At 69.0% G+C, this 22,843-nt stretch carries 19 protein-coding genes and 1 tRNA gene; 9 read left to right on the forward strand and 11 right to left on the reverse strand.

The window, feature by feature from the left end:
- Positions 1–19: 19 nt before the first annotated feature.
- The 4 genes from JAV51_RS16770 (at position 20) to JAV51_RS16785 (ending at position 4,910) form a co-directional block, all read left to right on the forward strand.
- On the forward strand, positions 20–1,009 hold the full coding sequence (locus tag JAV51_RS16770) for a glycoside hydrolase family 25 protein (RefSeq protein ID WP_197321684.1): 990 nt from the start codon (positions 20–22) through the stop codon (positions 1,007–1,009).
- Between the two features lie 700 nt (positions 1,010–1,709).
- Positions 1,710–2,540, forward strand: coding sequence for an ESX secretion-associated protein EspG (locus JAV51_RS16775; RefSeq protein ID WP_197321685.1), 831 nt, complete (start codon positions 1,710–1,712; stop codon positions 2,538–2,540).
- A gap of 17 nt (positions 2,541–2,557) precedes the next feature.
- Complete coding sequence (locus JAV51_RS16780) at positions 2,558–2,962, forward strand: hypothetical protein (protein ID WP_197321686.1); 405 nt, start codon at positions 2,558–2,560, stop codon at positions 2,960–2,962.
- Between the two features lie 34 nt (positions 2,963–2,996).
- Complete coding sequence (locus JAV51_RS16785; RefSeq protein WP_197321687.1) at positions 2,997–4,910, forward strand: PPE domain-containing protein; 1,914 nt, start codon at positions 2,997–2,999, stop codon at positions 4,908–4,910.
- 155 nt (positions 4,911–5,065) lie between these two features.
- Here JAV51_RS16785 and JAV51_RS16790 read toward each other — a convergent pair whose 3' ends face one another.
- Together JAV51_RS16790 and JAV51_RS16795 are read right to left on the reverse strand one after the other, a co-directional pair.
- Positions 5,066–5,233 carry a hypothetical protein gene (locus JAV51_RS16790; protein WP_197321688.1) on the reverse strand — a complete coding sequence of 56 codons (168 nt, stop codon included), beginning with the start codon at positions 5,231–5,233 and terminating at the stop codon, positions 5,066–5,068.
- 104 nt (positions 5,234–5,337) lie between these two features.
- Positions 5,338–5,411, reverse strand: a tRNA-Leu gene (locus JAV51_RS16795).
- 180 nt (positions 5,412–5,591) lie between these two features.
- Here JAV51_RS16795 and JAV51_RS16800 point away from each other — a divergent pair.
- The gene (locus JAV51_RS16800; protein WP_005440390.1) at positions 5,592–5,813 is read left to right on the forward strand and encodes a DUF3618 domain-containing protein; all 222 of its coding nucleotides are present in this window, start codon (positions 5,592–5,594) and stop codon (positions 5,811–5,813) included.
- A 39-nt stretch (positions 5,814–5,852) separates the two neighbouring features.
- On the opposite strand, the gene JAV51_RS16805 is transcribed toward JAV51_RS16800, so the two are convergent.
- Both JAV51_RS16805 and JAV51_RS16810 read right to left on the reverse strand, forming a co-directional pair.
- Entirely contained in the window at positions 5,853–6,278 is a 426-nt protein-coding gene (locus JAV51_RS16805) for a hypothetical protein (RefSeq protein ID WP_197321740.1), read from the reverse strand.
- Positions 6,279–6,476: 198 nt separating this feature from the next.
- Positions 6,477–7,097, reverse strand: a complete 621-nt coding sequence (locus JAV51_RS16810; protein WP_197321689.1) for a TetR/AcrR family transcriptional regulator — start codon at positions 7,095–7,097, stop codon at positions 6,477–6,479.
- A 74-nt stretch (positions 7,098–7,171) separates the two neighbouring features.
- On the opposite strand from JAV51_RS16810, the gene JAV51_RS16815 reads away from it, so the two are divergent.
- Positions 7,172–8,683, forward strand: coding sequence for an NAD(P)/FAD-dependent oxidoreductase (locus JAV51_RS16815; protein WP_197321690.1), 1,512 nt, complete (start codon positions 7,172–7,174; stop codon positions 8,681–8,683).
- Here the strand turns inward: JAV51_RS16815 and JAV51_RS16820 are convergent.
- The 5 genes from JAV51_RS16820 to JAV51_RS16840 form a co-directional block, all read right to left on the reverse strand.
- Positions 8,643–9,113, reverse strand: a complete 471-nt coding sequence (locus JAV51_RS16820; protein WP_197321691.1) for a helix-turn-helix domain-containing protein — start codon at positions 9,111–9,113, stop codon at positions 8,643–8,645. The two genes, JAV51_RS16815 and JAV51_RS16820, sit on opposite strands and share 41 nt — an antisense overlap.
- Before the next feature lie 164 nt (positions 9,114–9,277).
- On the reverse strand, positions 9,278–10,693 hold the full coding sequence (locus JAV51_RS16825; RefSeq protein ID WP_231642493.1) for an LCP family protein: 1,416 nt from the start codon (positions 10,691–10,693) through the stop codon (positions 9,278–9,280).
- Between the two features lie 472 nt (positions 10,694–11,165).
- Positions 11,166–13,349, reverse strand: coding sequence for a phospholipase A2 (locus JAV51_RS16830; RefSeq protein WP_197321692.1), 2,184 nt, complete (start codon positions 13,347–13,349; stop codon positions 11,166–11,168).
- A 95-nt stretch (positions 13,350–13,444) separates the two neighbouring features.
- On the reverse strand, positions 13,445–14,638 hold the full coding sequence (locus tag JAV51_RS16835) for a diguanylate cyclase (RefSeq protein ID WP_197321742.1): 1,194 nt from the start codon (positions 14,636–14,638) through the stop codon (positions 13,445–13,447).
- A gap of 973 nt (positions 14,639–15,611) precedes the next feature.
- Positions 15,612–16,784, reverse strand: coding sequence for an MFS transporter (locus JAV51_RS16840; RefSeq protein WP_197321743.1), 1,173 nt, complete (start codon positions 16,782–16,784; stop codon positions 15,612–15,614).
- Positions 16,785–17,166: 382 nt separating this feature from the next.
- Here JAV51_RS16840 and JAV51_RS16845 point away from each other — a divergent pair, with 382 nt between their 5' ends.
- A complete protein-coding gene (locus tag JAV51_RS16845) occupies positions 17,167–18,081 on the forward strand; it encodes an SDR family NAD(P)-dependent oxidoreductase (RefSeq protein WP_197321693.1) in 915 nt (304 codons plus the stop codon).
- A gap of 44 nt (positions 18,082–18,125) precedes the next feature.
- Here JAV51_RS16845 and JAV51_RS16850 read toward each other — a convergent pair whose 3' ends face one another.
- Positions 18,126–19,952 (reverse strand): long-chain fatty acid--CoA ligase, encoded by a 1,827-nt coding sequence (locus tag JAV51_RS16850; RefSeq protein WP_197321694.1) that lies wholly within the window; start codon positions 19,950–19,952, stop codon positions 18,126–18,128.
- Positions 19,953–20,062: 110 nt separating this feature from the next.
- Between JAV51_RS16850 and JAV51_RS16855 the strand changes: the two genes are divergently transcribed.
- Both JAV51_RS16855 and JAV51_RS16860 read left to right on the forward strand, forming a co-directional pair.
- Complete coding sequence (locus tag JAV51_RS16855; protein WP_197321695.1) at positions 20,063–20,710, forward strand: endonuclease; 648 nt, start codon at positions 20,063–20,065, stop codon at positions 20,708–20,710.
- Between the two features lie 193 nt (positions 20,711–20,903).
- Positions 20,904–22,211, forward strand: a complete 1,308-nt coding sequence (locus JAV51_RS16860; protein ID WP_197321696.1) for a serine/threonine-protein kinase — start codon at positions 20,904–20,906, stop codon at positions 22,209–22,211.
- On the opposite strand, the gene JAV51_RS16865 is transcribed toward JAV51_RS16860, so the two are convergent.
- Complete coding sequence (locus JAV51_RS16865) at positions 22,145–22,825, reverse strand: TetR/AcrR family transcriptional regulator (RefSeq protein ID WP_197321697.1); 681 nt, start codon at positions 22,823–22,825, stop codon at positions 22,145–22,147. The two genes, JAV51_RS16860 and JAV51_RS16865, sit on opposite strands and share 67 nt — an antisense overlap.
- Positions 22,826–22,843 lie beyond the last annotated feature (18 nt).

Genomic DNA, 22,843 nt, shown 5'->3' on the forward strand with positions numbered 1-22,843 from the left:
GGAACGTGGGGAGTGACCAATGCCCATATTCGGGATCGACATCTCGCATCACCAGGGCAGCTTCGATGTCGAACGGGCGGCCAGGGAAGGCATCGACTTCTTCATCTTCAAGGCCACCGAGGGGAACGGCTTCACCGACTCGCGGTTCGCCGAGAACGTGGCGAAGGCGAAGAGGACGGGGAAGCCGTATGCGGCTTACCACTACCAGCGAAGCGGCATCAGCGCGGCGGCGCAGGTGGCCCACGTGAGCAAGGTGGTGCCCAAGGGGGTGCCTGTCATCCCCGACGTCGAGGCGAACAGCGGCAGTGTCTCGCTCACCCGCGACATCGTGAAACGGCTTCGCGCGGCCGGATACCCGGTTCCGTTGTTGTACTTGCCGCGGTGGTACTGGCAGCAGATCGGATCACCGTCGCTGACGGGTCTGCCGCCCTTGTGGTCGTCGCGTTACCCGGACAACAAGGTGGGTGACATCAAGGACGAGTACGCCGACGTGCCCGACCACTACTGGGACGGCTACGGCGGTCTGCGGGTCGCTGTACTCCAGTTCACGAGTTCGGCCAGGGTGGCCGGACGTTCCCCCATCGACGGCAACGCCTACCGAGGCACGCTCGCTCAACTGCGTGCGCTGTTCAACGGAACAGGTGGGGGACCGTCGAAACCGCGTCAGGAGGACACCATGCCGCTCAAACTGAACGTGGGCAAGCACGCCCAGAGCTTCCAGATTCCCGAGGGGGCGTCGAAACTCGCGATCAACTGTCCCCACGGCGAGATGAAGATCAAGGCGCTGTACTTCGTGGGCGACCGGTACCCGGACGGCAAGGAGCCGGACGGTCTGCCCAAGTTCGACTTCCGGGGCAATCCGACTCCGGACGGGGGGAAGACGATCCATCGGCTCCGGCCCTGGCGCGTGGCGATTCCCAAGGGCGCGACGAGTGGAGCGGTGTACTACGAGTACCCGAAGCCCGACAGTCGATACGAATACTACGGGTCCCTGGACTTCATCTTCTGAATCGCTCGGCGAGGTGTCGCCGGGGGGTGTCGGCACGGGGAAGGGCGCGACGACCGTCGGGTTGTCGCGCCCTTCGTCGTCGTGGTCGACTTCGGTTCTCCGATCATTTCCGATGGTCGTCGCCGTCGATTCTGACATCCCATCGAGAATTGATCTTTCGGTGTCAGGACCGGTCCCCGGTGGCTTTCGTGTGGAGGTCGAGGAATTGGCGTTCGGCGCCATCCGAGACGCGCTCGGAAAATGGTCGTGGAGATGCTTGCCGACGGGGTCGGTGAGGTGTGTGTGGCCTCGTGGGTGTGTGGCCGAAGTCGGGGGACGTCGTCAGGGCTGTTCGGGGGTGGCGCACCCGGCCACCGAACCTGAACGATTCGCGCGTTTCTTCGGCTCTGGCAACGAGATTGGCCCGTGGTTCGAAACTTTTTGGTCTACAGTGGATGATGTGCTCGGCGGGGCTCTCGGGCGTGCGCGATCGGCATGCGTCCGACGGTGGCGATCTTCGGCAGCGGCGGGTTGTGAAATGCCCGGATCCGGTCTGTCCGAACTCCGCGGGAATGTGGGGCAAGGCGCTCAGATGAGCGTGAAGGGTGGGTGGGTATTGTGCGATTCGAGTGGGGTGTGATCAACTGATGGGCGTTCGCCGCGAAGCGGCGCTCGCTGATCCTCATCTCTCGAAGTTCCCAGAAGGGCGGCTTTCGGCACCGTGTCCGAAACCTTCGAATTCACGCTGGGCAGTGTGGAGGCCGACGTTGTCGGGCAGGCGCTCGGCGTGAGTGTCCGCCGCTTCCCGCTGAAGCTGCGCAACACCACCACCGATCCGGCGCGACAGATTCGTCTGGCGGCTCTCGTCGCGGAGCAACTCATGGAGCGCGGCCTGTCGACCAGTTCGGCGCTGCACCCCGGCGTGCGCACCGCGTTCGAATTGTTCGCCGACCAACGCGTGAGCGCGAGCATCAGCGGTGTCGACGGGTTCGGTGACGCCATCGCCGTCCTCGTGCTCACCGACGGGGCTCAGGCCGTCGGTGTCACCCAGAACGCGGGGAAGGACGAGTTGCTGTTCTCGCTCTTCTCCGACGACGAGATCGTCGACGTGTTGGCGGGCGTCCTGCCGGACATGCCGCCCGCGTCCGGTTCCGAGGTCACGTTCCGCGCTCCCGTCGAGCACCACGCGACCGCCTGGGACGCCCGCAAGGCTGCCGAACGGGCCGAGGACGAGGAGGAGACCGACGCCTTCGGCAACCTCCAGGTCGCGGGTCACGTCGACGTTCCCCGGTCGGGTCGCCGTGGTTTCCGAGCCGGTGACGAGGAACGCCTACGGGAGGCCATGTCGGCGCGACGGCTCGGCGGTGGGCTGATCGAGGTGAGTGGCCGCGGTGGCAGTGGATCGCGCTCGTGGGGGTGGGTCGACACCGAGGAAGGGCGCTACCTCGTCCTGACGGAACGCGAGCGCGACGAACACGTCATCACCTACAAGCCGGCAAGCCGGGCCGCCGTCGCGGGATCCTTCCGTGACGCGCTCGCCCGGGCGTACTGAGAAGCCTGGAGCGTGAGATGGAGACCAACGACGACGCGGTGCCGCACTCGGTCACGATGGTGCAGACGCTGAGTGGCGTCCAACTGAAGAGGATGGCCGCCGGGCAGGGCTTCTCGGTGGACGACACCACCGGTGATCGCATGATTCGGGCTCTGCAGGACATGGTCGACCTGCTGGAGGAACGCTGGTCGATGCTGGAGAAGCTCGCGACGAACCCGCCGCTGAGCCTCACGGCCACGGCGCAGTGGACCGCTCAGCGCACGGTGGCGACCGCGGCTGACGAGCACGGCCTGCTGACCCAGTTGCGGGTGGCGCGCGACGAACTGCCGCAGTACATCGAGGCGATCCGTGCGGCCAAGCGCGGGTACAGCGAGACCGAGGCGGCACACCAGAAGGCGATCGACGGTCTGTCGCCGTCCTGATCTCTGAACACCGACGAGAACGAGGAGTACTCGCGTGTCCACTCCGGACGACAAGGTCCGCGCGGTGTCGGACCCCACGAGCCCCGAATACGATCCCAGCAGCTCCTACTACGACGTCACCGCCGACTCGTCGTCCCGCTTCTACGTCGGCCCGGTCGGGGACAACGCCATGTCCGGCGACGAGCTCCGGAACGCGGCGACGTTCCTCGTCAACCACTTCACACCGTTCGGGAAGATCCCGGTGCTGAATGACATGCTCATTCAGGGGACCTACTCGAAAAGCCTGGCCTCCGACAGGGAGAAGTACAAGGACGGCCTCGAACTGAGGCCGAAGGACGAACCCCCGCGCACGCTGTGGGACAACGCCTCCCATGAGTACATGGTCGAGGTGCTGAACACGAACGCCGACTCGGCGGCGGTCGCCGAGACATCCGAGGAGTGGGTCCGGTTCGGCAACGAGCTGACGCTGCACCAGAAGGCGGTGGCCGAGGCCATCGAGGACAGCATGGGCGACTGGTCCGGTGAAGGTGGCGACGCCGCTCGCGAACACCTCGCCGAGGTCGCGCGGTGGCTGGGACGCACGGCGCAGGGGTCCGTGCTGACCGGGCGTCAGCAGCAGATCCATTCGCAGACCCTGAACGAGACGCAGAAGCAGATGGCGGCGAATCCGCCGGTGGACTTCTCGGTGGAGAAGGCCAACGCTCAGCTTCTGAGCATCACCGACCCCGTGCTGTACGGCCAATACCTGCCGGTGGTGCTGGCCAAGGCGGAGGAGCAGCGCGCGGCGCGTGACCAGGCGGCCAAGCTGATGAAGCAGTACGACGCCACCATCGGCGAGGCCACCGACATGCCCTACTTCAACCCGCCGCCGAAGCTCGGCGGAGGAAGTGGGGGCGGCGGCGCGTCGTCCGGTGGTGGTGAGCCGTTGCGCCACATGATGTCGGTGCGCCGAGGAACGCGCTTGGAGACGACGGGCACGCGTGAGAACGCCGTGGCCCTCCCGAATGCGGGAGTCGATCCCACGGCCGTCGGTGTCGACCGCTCTGGTCTCGGCCCGGACGGGACACCGGTGTCGCCGTACGCGGCGGACGGCGGTGGTGTGAACCTCCCAGGCGGGCCGGGATACCAGGCTCCGGTGCCGCAGAGCCCGGACGTGGAGATTCCGGGTGGGCAGAACCCCGGCCAGCAGAACCCCGGCCAGCAGGTTCCTGGTTACTACGGCCCCGGTGGTCCGGGAGGGACGCCGTACACGCCACCGAAGGTGGAGGTGCCCGACATCCCGACCGGCGGGCCCGGGTCCGTGGGGCAGACGTTCACGCCCGGGCAGATACCCGTGCCCGACTACCAGATTCCGAACTCCGGCACGACCCCGTCGACGATCACCGGCCCCTCGGCCTACGTCCCGCCGGACTTGCAGACAGGGCCCTCTCGCGGTCCGATGCCGTCGGTGCCTCCGGTACCGAACGTCCCCGACTCATCGAACCCCCGATTCGGACCGAACATGCCGTTCCAGCCCGGATCGATTCCGCCGATCGAATCGAATGCACGCCCAAGCACGACGAACTTGGGGGGCGGTGGCGTTCCGGTTGGCGGCATTCCCGGTGGCGGAATGCCGGGCGGCGGTGGTGCGGGTGGCGGCGCGGGCGGTGGCGCGCCGGGCGGTGCGCCCGGTGGTGGCGCCTCCTCGGGTGCGTCGGGACAGAACCCCGCCGCGGGGCGCGGCGTGGCCGACGCGGCAATGCGTGCCGCCCAGCAGGGGCAGGGTATGCGTGGAGGCGGCATGCCGATGGCCGCCGGTGGTATGCCCGCGGGTGGCGCCCGGCAGCAGGAGAGCGACAACGAACACCGCGTCGCGGGCTACCTCACCGACGAGGACGGGCTCTTCACGCCGGAGGAAGTCATCGCTCCGCCGGTGATCGGTGACTGGTCCAACAAGGACTGGAAGTAGCAAGGACGGCGGCGGACGCGGTCGGGCGGCTGTGATGGAGGTCGAACCACTTACCGAGAGCCCGGCCGCGTCACTCGTCGCCATCGTGACGGTTCGGACGTGCCGCGCCACTCCTGTGTTCTACGGGCGTGACTGACTGGCTGTCCGCAGCCGTGTCACGCCGGTGGGTCGATGCCTTCCCGACGCCCCACGCCCTCACACCACGAGCAGGGGAGAGAGACGGTCGCCGTGTGCGGCACGCCTCCGAGGGTCGAGACCTTGGCTTCCGGCCGCCGGCCCTCGCCTCCGCAGGCGTGGCACAGCACCTCGATGTCGTCGATCATGTCCGCTCCGGCTCGGCTGTGTCGCCCCAGAGCCGACCGGCTCCGGCGACGGCGTCGCGGGATCACCGGGGTCCGCCGACACGGGCGAGACGAGAAGTCTGACGTGGGCCCGGTGGGACTCGAACCCACACTGGCACGGACCTAAACCGTGTGCCTCTGCCAATTGGGCTACGGGCCCGACACCGTGCAGCCTATCTCCTGGCCTCCGATCGTGAGGCACGCGGTTCGCCTGGTGCACCACGAATACTGCTTTTCCGTCCGCTCGCTCCCGTCCTCGGACGGTGTGGCCGGTGAGGCGCGAACACCAGCGGTGATCTACCGTGACAGCACTGCGAACAGTGCTTTTCAGGGAGGACACGTGGCGCGCGACCCCGAGACGATCGAACGCGACATCGAGAAGGCCAGGGAAGCCCTCGCGGTGACCCTGGACCGGATCGGCGAGAAGGCGAACCCGAAACAGCTCGCCGACTCGGCACGGAGCACTGTCCAGGCCAAGGTCGACGAGCCGAAGGTGAAGTACCCGCTGATCGGTGCGGGTGTGCTGCTCGGCGTGTTGCTGCTGCGCAAGTTGCTGCGCTGAGCCGAGCGCGGGAGACGTCGCGGGGTGTTCCGCGGCGTCTCAGCCCGCGTGCGCCAAGCGCTGCGGAGCGCTGTCGGGTTCGTGGCTCAGCGTCTTGCGCGGGACCGCGGGTGTGCTGTTCGTCTCGTCACGCTGCGGCGCGGTCTCTTCCGCCTGGGCGTCGGCGTCGGCCTTGGCGGAGTCGTCGGTCGACTCGTCCGAGACGTCGGTGGCGGACGTGTCCTCGGGGCTGCGCGTGAGGCGGGCCGTCATGTAGGTCGACGTGAACTCGTACGCGCTGCCGTTCAGCAGGTGCACCACCGTGGGGCTGGCGCCCTCGCCGGTGAGTTGCTCGACAAGCTGGTCGGCCCGGTCCCTCGCGGCGATGATGCCCGACGCCTCCCCGTTCAGCGTCTTGCCGAGGCCCGAGACGGTGACCGTCCAGTCCTCGTCGCGTTGCACATAGTTCACCGTGATCGTCTGCATCGCCTGGTTCATCCCCTCTACGTGACAGGGATTCGCGCACGACGGTGTGCGAGACGTTCCCCTGTCTTTATGACGATGACGCCAGTCTGTAACGCGGGTGGCGCACCAGCAACAGGACTGGCCAGAAAAGGCTACCGACAGTGATAACACTCTCAGTTGATCGCCACTTTGGGTGAGATCCAGGCGGCGCAACGTCGATCACTGTTGCGCGAAGTGACGCAAGCCGCCCCATAGGAGATTCATGGTGTAGTCGGTGGCTGCCTCGGGGGTGATGTCGTCGTTCTGCTCGCACCAGATGGCCAGCCGCTCGCACCCGCCGACGACGAACTCGGCCATGGCGTGCGTGTGGTCGGGGTCGTCGACGTCGAGGAAGCTGCCCATGAGCGTGGCGATCAGGGTGGTCTGCTGCATGCGGGTCGCTTCGAGCTCCTCGGCGGCCGGTGTGCCGACCAGGTTCATCTCGTGTCGCAGCAGCGACCAGGCCTGACGGCGTTCGCGGGCGAAGACGAAGAACGCCAACAGCCCCTTGCGTAGTGCGTCCTCGGCGCTGGTGGCGCCGATCGTGGCCTGTTCGGTCGCCTCGCGGAGCGCGGACCGGGCGGCCTGGATGCAGGCGAGGAGCAGACCTTCCTTCGACTGGAAGTACTCGTAGAGCATGGGCTTCGAGACGCCGACCCGTTCGGCGATCTCGTCCATCGACGCGGCGGCGTAGCCGCGTTCGGCGAACACGCTCTCGGCCGCCTCGATCATCTGCCGCTCGCGTTCGGCGCGGGGTATCCGCTTGCGACGCTCCGCGGGGGTCTTTCCAGTCGCGCTCACGAAAGCTATCCTACCGGCGGTAACCTACTCTGAGTAAGGTGGACTCGGGGTAACAGGAACTCAGGGAGGCGCGCATGGGTACTCGCACCGAGACCGGGGTGGTCGTCGTGGGAACCGGATTCTCCGGTCTCGGCATGGCGATCCAGTTGCGCAAGGACGGGCGGGACGACTTCGTCGTGTTGGAGAAGGCCGACGAGGTCGGCGGGACCTGGCGCGACAACACCTACCCCGGGTGCGCGTGCGACATCCAGTCGCACATGTACTCGTTCTCGTTCGAGCAGAACCCGAATTGGTCGCGCTCCTTCTCGCCACAGCCGGAGATCTTCCGCTACCTCCGGGGCGTGGCCGAGAAGTACGGCCTCTACCGCTACATCCACTTCGGGCGGGAGATGACGGGAGCTCGGTGGGACGCCGAGACCCAGCGCTGGCACGTCATGACGGCCAGCGGGGACGAGTACGTTGCCCGGTACCTCGTGTGCGGGGTGGGCGCGCTGCACCTGCCGCAGATTCCCCAGCTCCCCGGCGCCGAACGGTTCCGCGGCCCGGCCTTCCACTCCGCGCGATGGGACCACGATGTCGACCTGCGTGGCAAGCGGGTGGCCGTCGTGGGAACCGGTGCCAGTGCGATCCAGTTCGTGCCCAAGCTCGCCGAGCAGGTGAGCAGCCTCCGCCTCTTCCAGCGCACGCCGCCCTGGGTGATGCCGAAGCCGGACCGCACCATGCCCGACTGGGCCAAGCGGTTGTTCGCCAGGGTGCCCCTCGCGCAGCGGGCCTACCGGGACTTCCTCTACTGGACCCTCGAACTCCGTGCCGTCGGGTTCAACGGCGACCCGCGCATCATGCGCGTCGCGCAGAAGGTCGCCGAGCGGCACATCGCGCGTCAGATCAGTGACCCGGAGCTGCGGGCGAAGGTCACCCCGGACTACGTCATGGGCTGCAAGCGAGTGCTGATCTCCAACGACTACTACCCGGCGTTGGCGCGCGACAACGTCGACGTGGTCACCGACGGGATCGCCGAGATCACCGAGACCGCCGTCGTGGACAAGGCCGGTGTCGAGCACGAGGTCGACGCCATCGTCTACGGCACCGGCTTCCACGTCACGGACGCCTTCGACCATCTCGACATCGTCGGGACGGACGGGGCGAACCTCGGGCAGCAGTGGGCGGAGCACGGTATGCAGACCCACCTCGGGATCACCGCCCACGGCTTCCCGAACCTGTTCTTGCTCCTCGGGCCGAACACGGGTCTCGGCCACAACTCCGTGGTCTTCATGATCGAACAGCAGATCCGCTACATCGCCGAGGCGATCCGGCTGGTCCAGACCCACGACGCCGACGCGATCGAGGTGCGTGCCGACACGCAGGCGCAGTTCAACGCCGACATCCAGCGCAAGCTCGCCAACGGCATCTGGACCCGTGGCGGGTGCACGAGCTGGTACCTCGACTCCCAGGGCGTCAACCGCACCATCTGGCCGGGATTCACCTGGCGGTACTGGATGCGCACGCGCAGGCTCGACCCCACCGACTTCCGGCTCTGGCGTGCCACTACAGGGTCGTCGTCGCCGAAAGCCGCTTCAGCCGCGTGAGCAGTTCGTCGGTTCGCAGGTCGCACAAGGACGCCAGTTGTTCGAGCGTGGCCCTGTCGAACCGCACGTCGCTGGACCCGCCCGCGGCGAGCCTGCCGCGGGCCCAGCGGCGTAGGGGGAGCAGTTCGGGCTGGTCGTCGGCGACGACGTCGGCCAGGTCGACTCGCACCTGGTCGGCCGCCTGCTCGAACAACCGGTCGTGCACCCGGGCCAGCAGATTCTGCGGCAGTTCCCCCATGGCCAGACACAGCTCCGCGAGCCGCACGACCGAACACTGCCGTGTCCCGAGTTCGTAGGTGGCGAGCGTCTGCAGCGAGATGCCGCTCTGTAGTCGCTCGCCCAGCTCCTTGCGCGTCCAGCCGCGCTGGGTTCTCAGCTTGCGGAGTTCCTCACCGAGGATGCGTTGGTAGGCGTCGCTGTCGATCAACACTGTCGTCCCCTGCCGTCGTCGGTTGTTCTACGACATGGGGATGGACGAACGCCCCAACCCTTACGCGGCGGCAGGAAGAAACCACGCCAATCCGGCGTGGTTGCACCGAATGGAGTAACCCATCGGGCTGAATAGCCATACTCCGCCGCCGCGTGCACTCACCGTCAGTTCACACAGGTGACCCCGTCGGCGGTGATCGGTTGCTCTTCCGATCCGTCGTCCGCCTGCCGAGGCGCCGGGGGTGCGTTGCCGCCGCCGGTCGGTGCGCTCGCGCCGGAGTTGCCGGCCGGCTGGTAGTCCGGTGCCAGCAGCACCCGCACGTGGCCGGACGTGACGTCGGCGGTTTCCTCGACGGCGAACTCGCCACCCAGCGCGTCGGCCACGGCCTGAGCCGAGGCGAGCTCCCCCTCGGCGGCCTGGACCACGCTCGTCTCGCGCGGAACGTCGTTGGCCACCTCGCCTTGCAGGTAGCCCTGGGCCGCCAGCGACTCGGCCACGCTGCCCGCGAGTCCCTCGATGTTGGACGTGTTGTACACGTCGACCGTGATCTCGCTGGGGGCCGGAGCCTGGGGATTCTCCTCGGGCTTGCGGCCGGACAGCTTGGCGACGAAGTTGCGCACCTCGACGGGATCGACCTGGACGGCCATCCCGTCAGGGGTCTCGTACTCCGGGGTCACGATGGGGATCGTGCGGAACTGGATCTGGCCGCCGGTGAGGCCCTTCATCTGCTGGGCGAAGGACAGGATGTCCCAGCCCTTGTTGACCACGACGGACTTGCTGATCGCGTCCGTGAGTTCGTTCAGCTTCGCCGGGTCGGTGAGCGTGCCCGCGGAGAGAACCCGGTTCGCCAGCCCGGCGAGGAACACCTGCTGGCGCACGACCCGGTCGAGGTCGCCTCGGAGCAGTCCGTGCCGTTGCCGCACGAACGCGAGGGCGTCGGCACCCTTGATGGTCTGCTTGCCCGCCTTGAAGTTGGCGCCGGAGTAGGAGTCGCTCGTGGCCTGGTTCAGACAGACCTCGACGCCTCCGATCGCGTTGGTGATCTCGTAGAAGCCGAGCAGGTTGATCGAGGCGTAGTTGTCGATGGTCTGACCGGTCAGCGCCTCGACGGTGGCGATGAGGGTCTTGGCGCCTTCCTGGTTGCTGCGCAGCTCCAGTTCCTTCTCGTCCGTGACGCCCTGTTCCTGGAGCTCCTTGCGTGCGGCGGCCTTCCCCCGCGCGTACGCGGAGTTGATCTTGTGTTGGCCGAAGCCGGGGATGGTCACGTACGAGTCCCGGGGCATGGAGATGGCGACCGCGCCTTTGCCGTCGTTCGGGACGTGGACCAGGATGATCGTGTCGGTGTTCAGCTCGCCGTCCGAGACACCGGCGTTCAGCTTGGCGAGCATCTCCTTCGGGAGCGGGTTGCCCTGGGCGTCGACGCGGCTGTCCATGCCCACCAGCAGGATGTCGCGTGCCCCGTCGGCGGGCTTCTCGCCCTCGTCGCTCCCGATGACGTCGGCCTGCGTCAGCCCGTTGACGAGTCCCTGCATGGCGGCCCAGGCGTAGCCGGTGACGAGGAGTACCAGGACCGACACCATCGTCAGTGCCACCCGGGCGCCTGCCCGTTTGCCCCGACCGCGCCGGGGCGGTGTCGAGGGACGAGCGCCGTCCGGACGTCCGGCAGGCCTGCGGTCCGTTCGCGCCGCGGGCCGGGACTGCGGCGACGACCGGCGACGTTCCCCGGCAGCCGCGGACGCCCTCCGCTCGGGGGGAGGCTGCCGTCGTGGCGGTTGCCGTCGCGGTGGTTGCCGGTCCCGGGGAGCGCCCTGACCTCCGCGTCGTTCCCCCCGAGACGCATCGACGGCGCGTTCCTGCCCACGGCGAGGGGGCCGTGGGCGACGCGGGTCGTCTCCCGGCGGTCGGTCCACGCCAGGGCTCCTTTCCGTCGCTACTTCTCCCGTCGAGCCCGTCGAGCCTTCACACAGTCAGACGCACGGGAACGGAACGGGGTTGTCGTAGGGTGCCACACGAACGCGCTGCCACACGGGAGACCACCCAGCTCCGTCCTCCTCACGCGTGGCCCCTCCGCCCGGACGAGATCAGTCTTCTCGCCGCCGTCGCGACGGCCGCCAGGGCCACGAGGGCGCAGGCCGCCGCGTGTACCAGCACACCGGCTGGTGTGGGTGACGGCGACGTCGTCACGGACAGCAACGGGGGAACGCACGCCATCGCCGCGAGCAGCCATGTTCTCGGAGCGTTGCTCGTCCCGCTCCGCACGCTGTGCAACAACGTGATGCCGAGCAACAGGTGCACCAGGCTCTGCACCGGGTCGAGCAGCACCCCGTCGACACGGACGTTCTCGGTGCCGAGCGACATCAGCGCGAAGCCGACGAGGCCCAGGCCCGCGAACCCGAATCCGGCCACCGTCGCGCCGTGCGACAGCACCGTGCCGAGTCCCGGCTGGGTGTGATTCCACACCGGGACCGGCGGTGGTTTGTGCCAGATGTGCCGTTCGACCCAGACGAACACCACCACGGCGGGGCCGACGAGGAGGGCGATCGCGAGCAGCGCCCGAGGTGGCATGCCGGGAGCACCCAGCTCCGGCCAGAACCGGCGTGGCAGGTACACCGCGCTCACCAACAGCAGCACGGCGGTGAGGTACAGCAGGTAGAGGCTCATCGGAACGCGCGAGGCCAGTCCCGCGAGGCGCAGCACGTTCGGTCGGCACACGAGGGACCGGAGCCGGGCGGCCACCAGCCCCAGCACCGCCACGTGGACGAGGCCGACGAGCAGTGCCGACGTGGTCGGTCCGGCCAGCGCGGGTGGAGCGCCCTCCACACCGAGCGCGGCGCGCGGGAGATTTCCCGTCGACACACCGAGCACCAGAGTGGCGAGCCCGCCGACGGCCGTGAGCAGGAGCTGTCGTCGGGACGGCCGGAAGCCCTCGCGGTAGGCGAGCGCGGCTTGTTGGGCCAACAGGGCGAGTGCGAGGGCTCCGAGGTGGTCGGGCCATGGCAACGTCGTGACCGTGTCGAGCCACACGGTGGTGGCGAGACCGAGCGCCAGCACGAGCGATGTCGCCCGTGGTGCGCGTCGGTGCAACGTCTGCAACAGAGGGGTCAGGACCACCGTGGCCAGGTACAGCCCGAGCAACCACAGCGGGTGCAGGGCCACCCGAACGACCCCTTCCGCGGTGGCCGGAGGCACGTGGAGCACCTCCAGGGCCAGCGGCACGGCGAGGGCGACCACCGCGAAGACGAGCGTCAGGCGCAACAACCAACTGCCCCGGTGCGCCAGGTACTCCCGGATGCCTCCGCCCGAGCCGGTGATCTCGGACCACGCCGCGGCGTTCACGTGTCCTGCTGCGACGAAGAACACCACAGCGGTCTGTGCGGGCCAGGTCAACGGCCACACCCAGTGCTCGGGCGCTCCCGCCCACCGCGCCAGCGCCACGGCCGACTCGCCCAGGATGAGCACCGCCACGCTGCCGACCCCCAGCAGGGTCCATGGCGTGGCGGGCGCGACGGTTCCCAATCGGCGGCGCCGCCGATGCGGAGCGACGGCGTCGGGCTCGACGGTCGCGGCGGACCGCGCGCGGTCGCGGAGGCGGTGCCACAGCAGCAGGCCGATCACCGCGACCCCGGACAGCAGGGGCAGCAGGGGCTTGCCGACGGGTGGTCCCCACCGCTGGTGCCAGGAGTTCACCACGAGCCCGGCCGAGTAGACACCGGCGACGGTGCGGCAGAGTTCGAGCGTGCCCCTCGGGTTGACCTCGCAGGTGGTGTACATGTCCTTCGTCAGCCGCTCGTCGAGCGCCTCCCTGACCTCGGCGCTGAGCGGGCTGCCCTTCTTCTCGGCGTAGCGCAACAGGTCGTAGCCGAGGTCGTGCGACCGGCACGGCGTACCGAAGTTCCAGCGCGTGCTGTCGTCGCCCCACGGCGCGGAGCACCCGCCGCCCACGTGCACGGCGCGCACGGTGCCGTCCAGCGCGCGTTGGGTGCCGACCTGCACTTTGGTCACGGCCTCGAAGTCGGCGGGGAGCAGCTCCACCGCCTGCGCGGAACGGCTCGGGTCGAGCAGCGCGTCGATCGCGCGAGCCGCGTCGGCGGCGGCCGGGTCCGGTGCCGCGGGAGGTGGTGTCGCCTCGGAGCGGGACGCGACGAAACCGAAGCCCACCACCAGGAGAAGCAGGAGCAGCAGCCGTGCGACACCACCCGAGGACCGCCTACGGGGCGGGGTGGGGCGGACGGGCATGCGAACAGGGTTACAGGGGGAACTTCCCCGTGTCATGCGGTTCTCCGGATTCGGCTGCGGCTCACTGGTCCTCACCACCGCGCGTCGAACCGCCGTCACCCAGAGGAGGGGATGGGCGCGAAGCAGACGCGGTTACGGCCGGCTTCCTTCGCCTCGTACACGGCGCTGTCGGCGGCCTGCAGCAGGCCGTCGAGGTCGTCGGCGTGCCGCGGGAAGACGGCTACTCCGATGGACGCCGTACGGTCGCCGATGGTTGCTTGCGCACCGCGCTTGTCGGTGGTGGGGATGCGCAACCCGGCGATCGTGGTCCGGACCCGCTCGGCGGCGAGTTCCGCGGCCGAGGTGTCGGCGTCGGGCAGGAGCAGCAGGAACTCCTCGCCGCCGAAGCGGCCGACGACGTCGGCGGGTCGGGTCACGCTGGACAGTGCGCTCGCGACCGCGGCCAGCACGTCGTCACCTGCGGGATGTCCGAACGTGTCGTTGATCCACTTGAAATGGTCGAGGTCGACCATGAGCACCGCGAGCGTGCTTCCCGCGCGTCGCACCCGGTTCAGAGCGCGATCGGCCGACTCCGTCCAGCCACGCATGTTCAGCAGTCCGGTCTTCGGGTCGGTGACCACGGCGTCCTGGAGCTGGTCGATCTCCGCGAGTCGGTTGAAGACGACGGTGACGACGGCCATGACACCGACCGCCGGTGGCAGAATCACCACGAGCACGGCGGTGACCGCGCCGAGCCCCGTGGTGATGGCCTCCAACAGGTTGTCCGCCTTGCTGCCCAGGACGGTGCGCACGGTCGGCGAGGGAGACCCGAGGGCGAGAATCCCTCCGACGTAGATGATCTGCACCGCCTCGTACACCAGCGCGGTCACGAAGATCAGTCCGAACTCGCGCAGGGACCCGGACGCGGTGAGCGTGGACCAGTCCTGCGGCGACATCGCCGTGTAGGCCAGGTTCGCCAACGCCGCCGCGAGACCGTGGGCGAGCGAGGAGTAGACGAAGTTGTGCGCGGGGCGTCGCGCGGTGAACCAGCGCTGGACGCGGATGAGTGCCACCAGCAACACCGCGAGCGTCGCGGGCAGGACGAGCGTCGCGGGGAAGACCCACACCGCGGTGAGGTCGATGAGCACGGTCTTCGTGCGGTTGCGCCGTCGCTCCTCCTGACGGCGCGTGAGCTGGATGTGAGCGGTGGCACCCGCCGCGAGAATCGCGAACCGGAGCCAGTCAAGACCCGACGGTGCCGACGCCTGCACGAAAGCCACCGCGAAACCCGCCACCGCCAGCGCTTCCATGGTGAGCAGGAAGACGACGAAGCGTCGAGGTCTCGTCCACAGAGCCCAGTTGCGGGGGAGCAGGGACCGGCGGCGGTCGGCGGAGTTCGGGCCGTCGGTGGGAGAGGGCGGTTGCGCGGTGCGGTTCACGGCGTACGTGCCCGCGAGTTCGGCGGTAACGAAATTTGGCGATGGCCGATCCTGTGGAATGAGCGGCACTCGCCAGTCCTCTCGCGTGTGTCGGTCAGGTGGACGGTGGGTTCCGAGACGGCCCGGCCGTGACCGGTTCGACTCGGTCCGCTACGAAACAGCACATCGACGGTGATCGGTATCATCGCACTGCACCGGATTTTCGTGTAGACGAGGCCGCGTGCCGGTAGTCTCGGTCGGTGCGGTGTGCTGTTCGGTACGCGTTTTCGCCGTCCGCACGAACTCGGACGCGAGTGGAGGTGTTCTCCCTTGTCTGACCGCGACTTCTGACCTAGAACTGACACATCGACGACCACGACACCCTGGGGAGGTGCCTCGTGTCCGACCGCGACTTCTGAGTGTTCGGTACTGGTTCGACATTCGTCCGACTCCGGTTCGACATCGCTTCGACGTTGTCGGCCGTGACGTCGGTTCCGCTGGAGGGGAGGTGCTTACCGTGACCGACCGCGACTTCTGAGTAGTCGAGACACTGTCGTCGCCGGTAATGGCTGGACGCGCACCGTGATGACTCGTGACACGGGCTGTCGCGCTCTGACGGTCATGGTTCGCATCATCGATTCCTTCGTCCACGACGGCATTGCCGGCGATACCGGCGAAGTCCGCGGGCAGTGCTGGGGGCCGCGCTGGGGACACCGCCGGAGATCCTGGTCTGAGGGAAGGTCGTTCCTTCCCTGACTAATAGCCATTTCAGCCGGCTTCACGCAGTGATGGCACCGGCACAATCAGGTGGTCGTCGTGACGGTGCTGGCCGCCGTGAGCACTTTCCGGCGCGCGAGCCCTCGTGTCAGCCGGTCTTCTGCACACGCGCCCAGGCGAGTGCGACGGGGATGGTCAGCACCACTCCGGCCCCACCCGCGAGAGCGATCGCCGTCGTCGCGGACCCGGCGACGTCCGCGACCACACCACCGAGGGCGACACCGAGTCCCTGCGCCACCCGGAGTCCGGTGCGGTAGACACCGCCCGCGCCACCACGCTTGTCGTTGGGGACCCACGTGATGAACGTGGCGCCCACGGTGATGATGTAGGCGCCGAAGGCTCCCGCGAGCATCAGCAGCAGCAGGGCGAAGGGCAATGACGGCGTGGCGGCGAAGCCGATGAGGACGGCGGCGGCGAGGGTGGCCAGTACGCCCATCACCCGCTTGCGGTTCTCGGCTGACACGTAGCGTGAGAGCACGAACGTGCCGATGATGAAGCCGACCGGGTCGGCCGCGAGGAGCCAGCCGACAGCCTGTTCGGAGGCACCGATCTGGTCGGCGAGCGGAGCGGCCAGTCCCTCCGGGATGACCGCCAGGCCGACCAGCCAGGACAGAGCGAGCAGCACCCGCAGCCGTCGCTGACTCCACACCCAGCGCACAGCGCTGAACCAGCCGTCGCCGGGATCGCCCGCGGCGGGTCGCTGCTGCACCCAGAGCTGGACGAGCGCCGCGGCGACGAGGAAGGTGAACGCGTCGATGGCCAGTGCCCACGACGCCCCGAACGACGTCACCAGCACGCCGCCTCCGGCGAGACCGATGAGCATGGCGATGTTGCTCGTGATGCCGCGCAGGTCCTGGCTTCTGAGGTAGAGCTCGTCGTCGGTGAAGACCTCGCGCGTCAAGGCGTTCTGGGCGGCGTTGGCCGGGGCGCCCGCGAGCCGGGCGAGGACCACGAGGGCGCACAGCGGGAGCAAAGGCATCCCGGGAATGGCCATCGCGCCCACGAGCAGGGCCTGGATCACCGCCGAGCCGACCAGGACCGTCTTGCGGGGAAAGCGGTCGGCGATCTGCGACAGCCCCAGACCACCGACGAGCGCGGGCAGGAAGGTGAGCGCGTAGACCCCGGCAGCCCAGAGGGCCGATCCGGTGCGGCTGTAGACGACGATGGACAGCGCCACCGTGGTGAGGTGGTCCCCGAGGACCGACTGCGCCTCCGCGATCCACAGGGCTCGGAACTCGCGGTTGCGGATCGCGTCCGTCATCCGCGCCGCGGTCGTGGTAGCTACCAACCTGGTCACCTTGTGCCGAATCGGTTACGTGTTGCGACGTCGGCGCCCACGTTAGTTTTGATCTACCTGGTGTGGAGCCGATCGCCGGACGTTACCCGGAACGGACTAACGCCGTTGCAGTGCGTGTTGCCTGCAGTCGTGTGCGCCGGGCAGCAATGATGAGTCCCCCTGAACGTCGGGCTGTATCCCGGGGCCGATCGTCGACCACTCGTTCGGCGCAGTGCCGACGCCGTTCACCGCGCGGACCTGCGCTGTTGCGGTCGCCCCTGCCGACACTGACGGTGACGGACCGGCCTTGACCAACGCCGGTGGAACGACGCAGACGCCGCGTTCGCGGTGGGGGAGACGAGCGAACATGAACGGACAGCTCGACGGCAAGGCCGTCGTCGTGACCGGAGCCGGTCGCGGACTGGGGGAAGCCTTCGCGACGCACGCGGCGCAGGCCGGCGCGTGCGTGGTGGTGAACGACGTCGACGCGGATCTCGCGGAGCGGACGACAGCGAACATCACCGCTCACGGCGGCCGGGCCGTCGCGAGCGGTCACGACGTCGCCGACGCGGACCAGGCGGCCGCGCTCGTGGATCTCTGCGTGGCGGAGTTCGGTGGCGTCGACGGGTTGGTGAACAACGCGGGCGTGAACTACGAGGCCGTGTCGTGGCTCGACAAGCCCGACGACGTCCGCACCCTCGTCGAGACCAACGTGCTGGGCGTCATCTACGTGGGAACGGCGGCCGCGCGCGTGATGGTGGACACGGGGCGAGGCGGCTCGATCGTCAACATCTCGTCGGGGGCGTCGCTCGGTCAGCGCAAGCTCGCCGCCTACTCGGCCAGCAAGGGAGCGGTGGCGTCGCTGACCTACTCCTGGGCACTCGACATGGAGGAGGTCGGCGTGCGGGTCAACGCGGTGTGCCCGCTGGCCCACACACGCATGGTCTGGGCCTCGGAGCGGTCGCTGCGGAACTGCCCGCCCGAACGCACGCCCTCGAAGATCGCTCCGCTCGTGCTGTTCCTGCTCTCCGACGACGCCGAGGGCATCACGGGACAGCTCATCCGGTGCAACGGCTCCGAGCTGCACATCATGGGCCAGCCGTACATCAAGCAGCCCGTGCTGCACCGCGCGGTGTGGGACAGCACGAGCGTGCGGCGTGCGTTCTCGGAGGTCTTCGCGGCGCATCTCGAACCGTACGGGTTGGAGAAGCGGGTCCCGCCGACGCTGAGGGAGTGGACCGGCACGGCGTCCGGGGCGTCGTGGCCCCGGCGCAGCGCGTGAAGGGGGAGGCTCGCGCCGGGTGACTCCGGCGCGAGCCGCGCTGGTCAGGTGTACAGGGCGTCGATGTCCGCGTGGTAGCGGCTGGTGATCACGCGACGCTTGAGTTTCAACGTCGGCGTCACCTCGCCGCTCTCGGGTGTCCACGGTTCGGTGAGCAGGTGGTAGCGCTTCACCTGCTCCACCCTGGCCAGTCGCTCGTTCGCCGCCTCGACGGCGCGGTCGATCTCGGCGCGGACGGCGGGATGCGCCGCGAGCTCGGTGAGGTCGCGGTTCTCGATGCCGCGGGTGGCGGCCCAGTTGAGAACGGTCTCGTCGTCGAGCACGACGAGTGCGGTCACGTACGGCCTGCCGTCGCCGATCGCGATCGCCTGCCCGATCAGCGGATGTTCCTTGAGGAGACCCTCGATCCGGGTGGGCGCGATGTTCTTGCCGCCCGCGGTGATGATGAGTTCCTTCTTCCGGTCGGTGATCGTGACGAAGCCGTCCTCGTCGATCGTGCCGATGTCTCCCGTGGCGAACCAGCCGTCGGCGTCGACGGCGGGAGTGATCGCCCCGTCGGCCTGGAGGTAGCCGAGGAACACGATCGGCCCCCGGACGAGCAGTTCCCCGTCCGCCGCGACGGTGACCTCCACGTCGGCGACCGGCTTGCCGACGGTTCCGGCCTTGAAGGCCTTCGCGTGGTTGGCCGTCGCGGCCCCGGTGGTCTCGGACAGGCCCCACACCTCGTGGATCTCGACGCCGAGTCCTGCGGCGAAATGCAGCACTTCCAGCGGGAGGGCCGCCGCTCCGCTGGAGGCGAACGTGAGCTGGTCGAGACCGAGCATCGTGCGCACGGGCGCGAGCACGGTGCGGTCGGCCTCGGCGATGCGCTCGGCGAGCTCGGGCGGGACCTCCTCGCCCGCGCTGCGCAGCGCGTACCCCTGCCGGAGCAGGTCGCTGGCGGCGAGCAGGGCCTCCCGGCGGTCCTCGGGAGCCGCGGCCAGCATGGTCTTGAGTCCCGCGACCATCTTCTCCCAGACCCGGGGCACCCCGAAGAACGCCTGGGGGCGCACGCGGGCGAGAGCGGCGGCGATACCGGCGGGGTCGGCGAGCGTGTGCACGTGCCCGGCCCGGACGACCGGCATGTAGAGGGACAACTCGCGCTCGGCGATGTGCGCGAGCGGGAGGTAGGCGATGTTGGACAGGTGCGGTGGCGCATCGTGCAGGCTGTGCAGGGCGATCGCCTCGTGGATGGCGTTGCGGTGCGACAGCACCACGCCCTTGGGCACCCCGGTGGTCCCCGAGGTGTAGATCATCGACAGCGGGTCGTCGGGCTTGATCGCGTCGGTGAGTGTCTCGAACGTCCCCGGAGAGTCCCGGTGCAGCTCCGCGCCCCGCTCCCGCAGCCGGGCGTACGTCAGGAAGCGGTCGTCGTCCGGGACGACGTCGCCGTCGAAGACCACGACGTGGCGGACACCAGGGAGGTCGTCGAGGACGGCCTGCCAGCGGGGTAGTTCGTCGGAGCCGGCGATCACGGCGATCGGGGCGGAGCTGTGGTCGACCACGTAGCGGAGTTGTTCGGTGCTCAGGGTGGAGTAGGCCGTGCACGGGATCGCACCGAGGTTGGCGGCGGCGAGATCGACGAGGATGTGTTCGGGGCGGCTCGCCGACATGATCATGAGGCGCTGTCCGGCACGGAGGCCGAGGTCGGCGAGTCCTCGGGCGAGGGCGGCGACCTCGTCGCGCACCTGCGCCCAGCTCAACGTGGGGGCATCGGGGTCGTCCAGGGACGTCAACGCCGGGAGGTCACCGAACTCGGTGGCGTTGCGGCGAAGGAATCTGGCGATGGTCTGGCCTTCGACCTGGGCTGCGACGGATTGCTGAGTGGTCAACGCTGTCCTCCTCATTCTCCGTGAACGAACCAGCTTATGTAATGCGCGTCACTTTTCGGGAGGGGCGTATTCGGCTGAATCGTGTCGCGGTCGACGGGTACAGCTCGACGGTGGGCACGGACGGACGGAAGGCCGACACGGTGCAGCGGTTGCTCCGGGTGGCCGGACGCACCTATGCCGACGAGGCCGGGATCGGACTGCGCGACACGCCGTCGCCGCTGTACCGGCTGCTGGTGCTGTCGGTGCTGCTGTCGGCTCGGATCAAGGCCGACATCGCCGTCGCGGCGGCGCGGGAGCTCTTCGCCGCGGGCTGTCGAACCCCGCGCGGGACGCTCGACACGTCCTGGCAGGACCGTGTCGACGCGTTGGGGCGCGGCCATTACGTGCGCTACGACGAGAGCACGGCCACCACGCTCGGCAGGGGTGCGGAACTGATCGTCGACGAGTACGGCTCCGACCTGCGCCGGATGGCCGCTCGGGCGGAGGGCGACGTGTCGACGCTGCGGAGGCTGCTGCGTGAGGTGCCCGGTATCGGAGCAGTGGGCGCCGACATCTTCTGCCGTGAGGTGCAGGCCGTGTGGCCGTGGGTCCGGCCGTATCTCGACGCGAAGGCGAGGAAGGGGGCCGAGCGGATCGGTCTGCCCGGCGACGTCGCGTCGTTGGCCGTGCTCGTCGACGATGGCGATCTCGCGCGGTTCTCCGCGGCTCTCGTGCGGGTGAGTCTGGATGCGCGGCTTGCGAAGGAGGTCACCGGCTGACCGGTGGGTCCGTCGTCGGCGGTCGATCGCCGATCACGTCGCTGTCGAAGATCTGTTGTGGACGGTCGCTGCGCTGGGGCGGAGAGTGATCCTCGTCGCCGGGTCGGGCTGTCGTCGGCGCGCTGAACAGTGTGATCCAGATTACGATGACGGGTCGAGTCGTTCGAAGTGGGAGTCGGCGGGAGGGGGCGTCGTGGGCGGCGAGGATGTCCTGGTCGCGGGGCGGTACCGCCTGCTGGAGCGCGTCGGCCGTGGGGGCATGGGCATCGTGTGGCGGGCCCACGACGAGCACCTCGATCGGGTGGTCGCGGTCAAGCGGTTGCGTTCCGACGGTGTGGGTGACGAGGACTTCGAGGCTGTTCTCGACCGCACGATGCGCGAGGCGCGGGTCGCGGCACGGATCGCCCATCCGCATGCGATCACCGTGCACGACGTGGTCGTCGACCAGGGTGCCGCTTTCCTCGTGATGGAGTTCCTCCCGTGTCGGAGCCTCTCGGCGCTGGTGGCCGAGACGGGCCCGTTGTCTCCGGTCGAGGCTGCCGCCATCGGAGCCCAGGTGGCGTCCGCTCTCGCGGCGGCGCACGCGGAGGGCATCGTCCACTGCGACGTCAAACCCGGCAACGTGCTCGTCACCGACGACGGCATCGCCAAGATCGCCGACTTCGGCATTTCCCGCGCCGAGGGGTTGGGCCCGGTGTTCGATCGAGGACTCGTCGCCGGAACGCCCGCGTACCTCGCGCCCGAAGTGGCCGAGGGCGGCCGGGGTGGTGCGGCCTCGGACGTCTTCTCGCTCGGTGCGACGTTGTTCTGGGCGGTCGAAGGCGTGCCGCCGTTCGGCGACCCCGGCAACACCGTCGCCCTGCTCGTGCGCATCACGCACTCCCGACCGGAACCGTTCCGCAGGGCCGGGGTCCTCGGGGAGCCGCTGCGGGCGATGCTGCGTCGGGACCCGGCCGAACGGCCGACCATGCGTCAGGTCCAGAACCTACTGGAGGCGATCGCCGCCGGACGGCCCGCGGACTCGCCGGGTTCGGTCGACACCCGCCCGCTCACCGTCGTCTCCGCGCGGACGGTGCGTCGGGTGGCGATCGGAGGTGTCGTGGCGGCGGTGGTCGTCTCGGCGGGCATGGCACTAAGCCGCGACGCCGACACCGATCGCAGCGGCGCGATCGCGCTGCCCGGCACGTCCGACTGCGTCGCGGAGTTGCGTGTGCTGCGGCGCTGGGACGGCGGGTACGAGGGGGAGGTCGTCGTGCGGCCGGTCGACACGGAGGTGGACGGCTGGGTGACGCGATGGTCGCCGCCGCGAGGCCACGAGGTCACCGAGGTGTGGAACGGCACCGCGTCGTGGCGGGGTGACGAGGTGCGCGTGCGCGACGTGGGGTGGAACGCGGTGCTGGGGGAAGGGCGGGTCGCCGTGTTCGGCTTCCTGGTTCAGACCTCACCCGACGCCGACCGGATGGACGACGGCCGCATCGTGCTTCCCTGTCGTGCGGACTGACCCTGCTGCCGATCGCGGGGCAACACCTGGTCGAGGTGGTAGCGCAGGACCTCCATCGCGGCCGTGGCGCTGCGTTGGCCGACGAGCACGCTCGTGCCCATGCCGTGGGTGAGCGTCACCAGGCGAGCCGCTTCGAGTACCGGGTCGGCGTCGGCGGCGAGTTCCCCGCGTCGTTCGGCCGTTCGCAGCAGCTCGGTGAGGTGTCGCTCCAGGCGGTCGGGGCCTGCGACGAACGGGAGTCGGGCGAGTTCGGGGTCGGTCATCGCGAGCACCGCGTAGGAGGTCCACACCACGTGGAAGACGCGGCTCGGTTCGTCGGTGGGAAGTGCCTCGGCGAGGAAGGTCTCGACGCGCTCGCGGGTCGACGGCGTGGCCGACAGGTCGGCGAGGCGGGCGTTCCAGCGCTCGTGGCTGCGCCGTTCGAGGTCCTCCAAGGCGGAGTGCAACAGGTGGGCCTTGGTCCGGAAGTAGTACTGCACGAGCCGGAGTGACACCCCGGCCTCGGCGGCGACCGCGCGCATGGTCACCGCCGCCAGCCCCTCGCGTCCGGCGACGCGGAGCAGGGCGGCCACGAGGTGTGCGCGGCGTTGCTCGTGGTCGACTCGTCTGGGCATGCGACTCCCTCCGGTTAT

This window comes from Saccharomonospora sp. NB11 (assembly GCF_015910535.1).
Lineage (GTDB): Bacteria > Actinomycetota > Actinomycetes > Mycobacteriales > Pseudonocardiaceae > Saccharomonospora.